Origin of the sequence: Streptomyces pseudogriseolus, assembly GCA_002154585.1 — a bacterium.
Classification (GTDB): domain Bacteria; phylum Actinomycetota; class Actinomycetes; order Streptomycetales; family Streptomycetaceae; genus Streptomyces; species Streptomyces pseudogriseolus.
In genome coordinates this window covers 1-6,276 of the sequence record MUNG01000392.1, presented here as the reverse complement: position 1 = coordinate 6,276, position 6,276 = coordinate 1, and the positions used below count along the sequence as shown (strand labels likewise).

Below are 6,276 nucleotides of genomic sequence, written 5' to 3'. Positions count from 1 at the left end.
GTCCGGGGGCCGCGAGGCGGGCAGCCGGGGACCGGTGTCGCCGGCGCGCGGCGGCATGACGGACACGGGCGGGAATCCGTGCTCCCGGGGCGGGACACCGGGGGAGGGCACGGTACGTTCGGCGGTCACGAGTGGATGGACTCCCTGTGCTCTGAGTGCTCGACGCGCTGTGTCGTCCGGTCGGCCTCGGCGCCCCCGGCCGTCAGGAGCGGGCGTGCCCCGGTCGCGGCCGGCCGGGCGCCGAGCAGATCGCGGTAGACGTCGGCGACCGCCCGCGCGGTGTGCCGCACGTCGTGGAGGGACAGCACATGGCGGCGGGCCCGGTCGCCGAGCGAGGCCCGCAGCGGCGGATCGAGCAGCAGCGCGGCCACGGTCCGGGCGAGCGCCCGCGGGTCCTCCGGCGGCACCAGGCAGCGGCCGGCCAGCGACGGCGGCAGGCTCTCGCGTGCCCCGTCGACGTCCGTGACCACCACGGGCCGTGCGCAGGCCATCGCTTCCAGCGGGGCCAGCGCCATGCCCTCCCAGCGGGACGGCAGGACGACGAGGTCGGCGGCCTGGTACCAGGGCGCCGCGTCCGCGACGGCCCCCGTGAACAGCACGGAGCCGGGCGCGCCGGCGCGCAGCCGGTCGTGGTCCGGGCCGTCACCGACCAGCGCCAGCCGCGCCCCGGGCACCTGCCGAAGTACGGCGTCCCAGGCGCGCAGCAGGACGTCCTGCCCCTTCTGCCGGCACAGCCGTCCGGCGCACACGACGAGGGGCGCGTCCGCGTCCACGCCGTGCCGGGCGGCGAGCTGGGCCCTGACCGGGCGCGTGTCCTCCGCGGGCCGGAAACGCTCGGGGTCGATGCCGTTGGGCACGACGGTCCACCGCCCGCGGATCCCGGCGCCCACCCCGGTGTCCCGCTCCGCCTCGCTCACGCAGATCACCCGGGAGGCCCAGCGCGCCGCCCACCGCTCCCAGCGCAGGGCGAGCGCGGCCGTGGTCCCGCCCACCGCCTCGAACGACCAGGCGTGCGGCTGGAACACCGTGGGGATGCGCCCGCGCACGGCCAGCCGCCCGGCGAGCCCGGCCTTCGCGCTGTGCGCGTGGATCAGGTCGGGCCGCAACTCGTCGACGAGTTCCTTCAGCTGCCGTACCTCCCGGACCAGGGACGGCCCCGGCGAGCGGGTCGCCTCCCAGGTGCGCAGGTGGGCGCCGAGGGAACGCAGCCGGGTGGTGAGCGGGCTGTCCGGGCAGACGGCGGCGACGTCGAGGCCGTCGGCCAGCTGCGCCCGCACCAGGTCGGTCACCACCCGTGCGACGCCTCCGTCCACGGGCTGGGTGAGGTGCAGGACCCGCGGCCGGCGGCCGTGGGGGGTCAGGTCCGTGGGCACGGCTTCCTCACTCACGCAGGTGTCGGGTACGCGGGACGGCGCGTTCACGGACGGGCGTCGACGGCGGCGAACAGCACGCCGGCCCATGCGGCGTCGCGCTGCGAGGTGAGGCGGAAGGCCGCCTGGTCACCGGCGCGGGTCAGCAGCCCGTCGAGGCCGAACACGTCGGAGTCGTAGCCGAGGGTGTTGGCGTACGCGGGCACGCGCGCCGAGGACGCGTTCGCGGGGCCGGAGATGGTGGAGTTCAGCACGTCCTCGGCCGGGTTGGCGCCGTCGCCGAGCGCGGTTGTCGTGTCGCCCGCGGTCAGGACCAGGGAGTCGCCGGCGGTGCCGCGGTCGCCGTTGTAGGCGACCATGCCCACCCGGCCCCCGGCCGCCGCCGGGAACGGCAGGTCGCGCAGCGTGACGTGGGCGGCGGAGTCGCCGCCCAGCGGGGCGAAGCCGTCCCACACGGACAGGTGCCGCAGCGGCTCCGCCGGGTCCTCGTACGCCACCACCAGCGTCCAGCCGCCCCAGGCGCCGGCCGCCGACCGGCCGCCGGCCACGTTGATCTGCGCGACCGTGTAGAGGCCCGAGCCGCTGTCGCGCACCAGCCGCGTCACGTCCGCGGAGGCCTGGAAGGCGTCCATGCCGCCCGCCACGCGGTGTCCGACGACGGTGTCCGCGAGCAGCTCCTTGTAGTTGCCGCCGGGTTCGGCGATCAGCACGCGCCCGTTGTCCTCGGCCGGCTTCTGCTCGCCGACGAGCAGGTTGCCGCCCCAGTACAGCCGCGCGTACGTCACCCGCGACCCCTTGGGCAACCGCACCTCGCCACGGGAGGAGTTGTACGTGTTGGGGTCGTCGTCGACGTCGATGTAGTGCATGTCGAAGTCGCCGTTCACCCCCGGCCGCGTGCCGTTCTGCACCGAGCGGCAGGACGACGCGGAAGCGCGGCAGGTGTGCGAGGAGTTGGCCGCGCGCACGATGTTGCCGCGCTGAAGGACCCGGTACCGCTCGCCGAAGGGGAGCCCGTCCGCCTCCGGAGCCGGCGCGGCGGGCGCGGCGGTCGCGGCGACGGCGGTGGAGCCGCAGGGCGTCCACAGCGCGGCCAGGGCGAGGACGCCCACCGTCGCATGGCGGAGCAGCTGACCCAGGGTTTGGCGCATGACCGTTCGGAGCCTTTCGGAAAAGGGTGGCGGCGGCACGGCAGATGAGGACGAGTGCGGTGCGTCCGCCCAGTGAAGGTGCGTCGGAGCAACGCAACTCTAGTCACTAAACGGACAAAGTCCCCGAAATTCGACCAAGAGGGACAAGTGTGTTGGAATCGTGAAGCCGGGTTTGCGTGAGCGGCGGCTCCGCACACCGACTCATCAGCCGTGACGCGCAGAGGAGTGACGGCGGTCCGATCCGAAAGGCGTACGCCCGGTTGCGGGGCGTCGCGGGCACTTCGACGGTGGGTCCAAGATCCGAAGCCCCGCGAAAGGACTCTCCATGCGCGCTCTGCCGGCCCGGCGCATCGCACTCGGCGCCCTGTGCGCCGCCCTCCTGACCACCACCACCGGCCCGACCGCCTTCGCGGTGGACTCGCTTCCGGGACAGGATCCGGCGGCGTCGTCCGCCGCCCTTCTCGCGCGGGTCCCGCACGGCGAGGCCCCCCGGGGCGACCTCGCTCCGGTCGCCGACCTGATCAGGGCCGTCCTCGCCGCTCCCGACGGGCAACTCCCCCCGGCCCAGGCCCGGAAGCTGGCCGACGCGGCCCGGACGGCGGTGGTCCGCGCGGCCGCCGACGACCCGGGGACCGTCACCGCGACCGTGACCACCACCCCCACGGCCGCCACTCCGTTCCTGCCGGGCCTGCCGGCGCCGGTGACGGGCGTGCTGCTGCCCACGGCCGAGGAGGACGACGGCACCCCGAACAGCGGGCTGGGCGCCGTACGCGAGGCCCTCGACAACCTCCTGGACCTGCTGCTCCCCGCGTCCGGGCAGGTCGCGCCCAGCAGCAGTACGACGACCACGACGACCGAGAACACGTCGACCGGCACGACGGAGATCACGGACAGCACGGAGTCGACGGCGGACGCTTCGGACACGTCGGGCACCACGGATGCGACGGACGCCGCCGACGCGGCCGGGACGGCGGCGGACGCGGCGGCCGACGCGGCCCTCACCTCCGTCGACGAGCTTCTCGCCCGGGTGGACGAGCTCCTCGACGCGCTGACCGCGACCGACCCGCAGACGGCGACGACGCTGCCCGCACCGGCGGACCCGGCCGACCCCGCGGACCCGGCGGACCCCGCGGACCCGGCCGACCCCGCGGACCCCGCGGACCCGGACGAGCCCGCGGATCCCGCGGAGCCGGCCGGACTGCTGCCCGCGCTCACGTCACTCATTCTGCCGAATTCCTGAAACGCGACGCGGCGTCAGACGGTCCATCGGTTCATAGAATTCGTATGTCGTATGAGGACTCGGCAATCTTCGATTCCCCGGTTTCCGCTCCGGCCGGGGATCGTTGTACACGGCGACAGAACCACTCCGGCGACTCGCGTTGCCGAAGAAAGGAACACGATGAAGTCCCTGAAGGCTGCCGCCGTCCTTGCCGGGTCCCTGATCGCCGCCGGTTTCGCCGCGCCCGCGTACGCCGACTCCACCGACCTGGCGTCCACCGGCCTCGACACGGGCCTGCGCACCGCGGTTCCCTTCGAGCTGATGCCGCTGCAGGACTCGGACTCGCTCGTCGACTCCGACGAGAGCTCGCTGCTCGGCACCACGAAGGAAGCGGCGGCCGTGGTGAACGAGGCGAAGCCGGTGCGCGGCGACGTGGGGCTCCACGCCTGACTCCTCCGCCCACTGCGTCAGGCCCCCGGCGTTCTGCCGGGGGCCTGACGCTTTTCCGTGCCACCCGGAGCGCGTGGCGCCGGTGCGCGCCGTGCCGGCCGGGACGCAGGCGCGAAGGAGCCCCGGGGGCGAGGCCTCCGGGGCTCCTGGGGTGCTGCTACGGCGGACGTCCGCAGCCCGCTGTGCTGCTACTTGTTCACGCAGTAGTTGCCGAAAGCGGGGTTCAGGGCGCCGACGATGTTCACGGTGTTCCCGCACACGTTGACGGGAATGTGGATCGGAGCCTGGATCACATTGCCCGACACGACGCCGGGCGAGTGGACGGCCGCACCCTCGGCGCCGGAGTGGGCCGAGGCCATGCCGGCGCCGCTGAACACAACGGCGCCCGTGCCGAGAGCCAGGGTGGCCGCCTTCGCGATGCGAGACATCACGTTCTCCTTACTGGTCTGGTAAACGCGGCACATGAAGAACGGCCGCACTCCCCGCTCAACGCACCGACACCGGTCCGGGTAACGGCTGATTGTCCGGGATCACTCTTTGGTCCGTGTTGTGATCCGAAGGACGATCCGTGCTGCCTCGGCGACGCCTGCGTACCGCCGTCTGATGCATCGCATACAGGGCTCTGACCTGCGTCTTCACAAGAAATGTACGCATTCGGGCGTTTCGACTGTCAAAAGGCGCGGGGGTCGCTTACGTTAGCGACTGTCAGTGACCGGTCCGGTACGGACTGTGTCCATGCGAGAAACGGAGAGGTAATGCGCAAGTACCAGAAGGCCGCCGTCGTGATGGCCATGCTCGGCAGCGTCAGCTTCCTTGGCGCCGGCGCCAGCTTCGCGGGCGAGGGCCCGGAGTTCGAGCTGAACAACAAGCAGGGCAACGCCTGCACGCAGTCGAACACGGTCCAGGGGCTGATCAACGTCGCTGACGTCAACCTGCCGATCGCCGCCATCCTCGCCGGCAACAACGTCGAGGACGAGACCAACGTCGGCGTGAGCTGCGCCAACGGTCTGGCGCTGGGCGGCAAGTGATCAACTCCGCCTGATCCAACAGGTCCCGAGGCCCGGACGTACGCGTCCGGGCCTCGGGGCTGTCCCGCTTCACGACCGTTTTCATCTCTCGGCACATCCGGGGTCGGTCCGGAACCGAGGCGACTGTGGGGAGAAAGAACATGAACAAGTCGAGGAACATCGCGTCCGTGCTCGCGTCCGTGCTCGGCGGCCTGGCACTGTTCGGCGCCGTCGCCGGCCCGGCCTCCGGGGCCGAGGGCCCGAACGGCTGTGTGTCCGACGGGCGGGGCGGAGTCAGCTGCGTGCAGTCGAGCGAGGAGCGGATCACCATCGACGGCGACGGCACGGTTCACCACACCGTCAAGGGGTCGAAGCCCGCCTGTTCCGCCAAGGTCGGTGAGATCTCCTGCGTGACGTCGGCCGTTACTAAGCCGATCCGATAAATATGTCATTGCGCCGCACGAGCCCTTTCTCGCGGAATTGTGGGAAACGGCGTTTCTCTCGCCGATTGGCACAAAAAGTTGCCTAATGTTGGCGACTGTAAGCGACCGGTTCATTCGTGAACTGCGTCAGCACGAGAAATGGAGAGGTAATGCGCAAGTACCAGAAGGCCGCCGTTGTGATGGCCATGCTCGGCAGCGTCAGCTTCCTCGGCGCGGGCGTCAGCCACGCCAACGACGAGCCGAGCGCTGAACTCAACAACAAGCAGACCAACGCCTGCTCGCAGTCGAACACCACCCAGGGTCTCATCAACATCTCCGACGTGAACCTGGCGCTGTCGATCCTCGGCTTCAACAGCGTCGAGGACAAGCAGACCGAGTCGGTGACCTGCTCCAACGGGCTCGCGCTGGGCGCCGAGGACTGAGCATCACCTGGTGACCGGGCAGGTCTGGGTGTCGGACCCACGTGTCCGCTCCAGGCCTGCCCTGCTTCGAGAGCAGTAACGGCTCCGAGGCGAATGAACGGCTCCGTTCGTCGCGGGGCCAACCATGAGAAATAAGGGTAAGTGATCATCGTGAAGAAGTTTGTGGCTGCGGTCGCCGGAATTCTGGGTGGCTTCGCTTTGATCGGCGCCGGCGCCG

Annotated in this window: 8 protein-coding genes; 5 read left to right on the top strand and 3 right to left on the bottom strand. The window is 71.5% G+C overall.

What is annotated here, in order from left to right:
• Nucleotides 1-125 precede the first annotated feature (125 nt).
• On the bottom strand, nucleotides 126-1,373 hold the full coding sequence (locus tag CCN29_RS28780) for a glycosyltransferase family 4 protein (protein ID WP_086685500.1): 1,248 nt from the start codon (nucleotides 1,371-1,373) through the stop codon (nucleotides 126-128).
• 44 nt (nucleotides 1,374-1,417) lie between these two features.
• Nucleotides 1,418-2,518 (bottom strand): DUF3344 domain-containing protein, encoded by a 1,101-nt coding sequence (locus tag CCN29_RS28775; protein ID WP_086685498.1) that lies wholly within the window; start codon nucleotides 2,516-2,518, stop codon nucleotides 1,418-1,420.
• Nucleotides 2,519-2,843: 325 nt separating this feature from the next.
• On the opposite strand from CCN29_RS28775, the gene CCN29_RS28770 reads away from it, so the two are divergent.
• Both CCN29_RS28770 and CCN29_RS28765 read left to right on the top strand, forming a co-directional pair.
• Nucleotides 2,844-3,758, top strand: coding sequence for a hypothetical protein (locus tag CCN29_RS28770; RefSeq protein ID WP_086685496.1), 915 nt, complete (start codon nucleotides 2,844-2,846; stop codon nucleotides 3,756-3,758).
• 159 nt (nucleotides 3,759-3,917) lie between these two features.
• Nucleotides 3,918-4,187 (top strand): hypothetical protein, encoded by a 270-nt coding sequence (locus CCN29_RS28765; protein WP_086685494.1) that lies wholly within the window; start codon nucleotides 3,918-3,920, stop codon nucleotides 4,185-4,187.
• Nucleotides 4,188-4,375: 188 nt separating this feature from the next.
• Here the strand turns inward: CCN29_RS28765 and CCN29_RS28760 are convergent, their stop codons facing one another.
• Nucleotides 4,376-4,615 (bottom strand): chaplin, encoded by a 240-nt coding sequence (locus CCN29_RS28760; protein WP_031060105.1) that lies wholly within the window; start codon nucleotides 4,613-4,615, stop codon nucleotides 4,376-4,378.
• 327 nt (nucleotides 4,616-4,942) lie between these two features.
• Here CCN29_RS28760 and CCN29_RS28755 point away from each other — a divergent pair, with 327 nt between their 5' ends.
• From CCN29_RS28755 to CCN29_RS28745, 3 genes are all read left to right on the top strand, one after another.
• Nucleotides 4,943-5,215, top strand: coding sequence for a hypothetical protein (locus CCN29_RS28755; RefSeq protein WP_031060102.1), 273 nt, complete (start codon nucleotides 4,943-4,945; stop codon nucleotides 5,213-5,215).
• 140 nt (nucleotides 5,216-5,355) lie between these two features.
• Nucleotides 5,356-5,637: a hypothetical protein gene (locus CCN29_RS28750; RefSeq protein ID WP_086685492.1), complete on the top strand. Its 282-nt coding sequence runs from the start codon at nucleotides 5,356-5,358 to the stop codon at nucleotides 5,635-5,637.
• 149 nt (nucleotides 5,638-5,786) lie between these two features.
• Entirely contained in the window at nucleotides 5,787-6,059 is a 273-nt protein-coding gene (locus CCN29_RS28745; protein ID WP_031060096.1) for a hypothetical protein, read from the top strand.
• The last annotated feature ends 217 nt before the right edge of the window (nucleotides 6,060-6,276 follow it).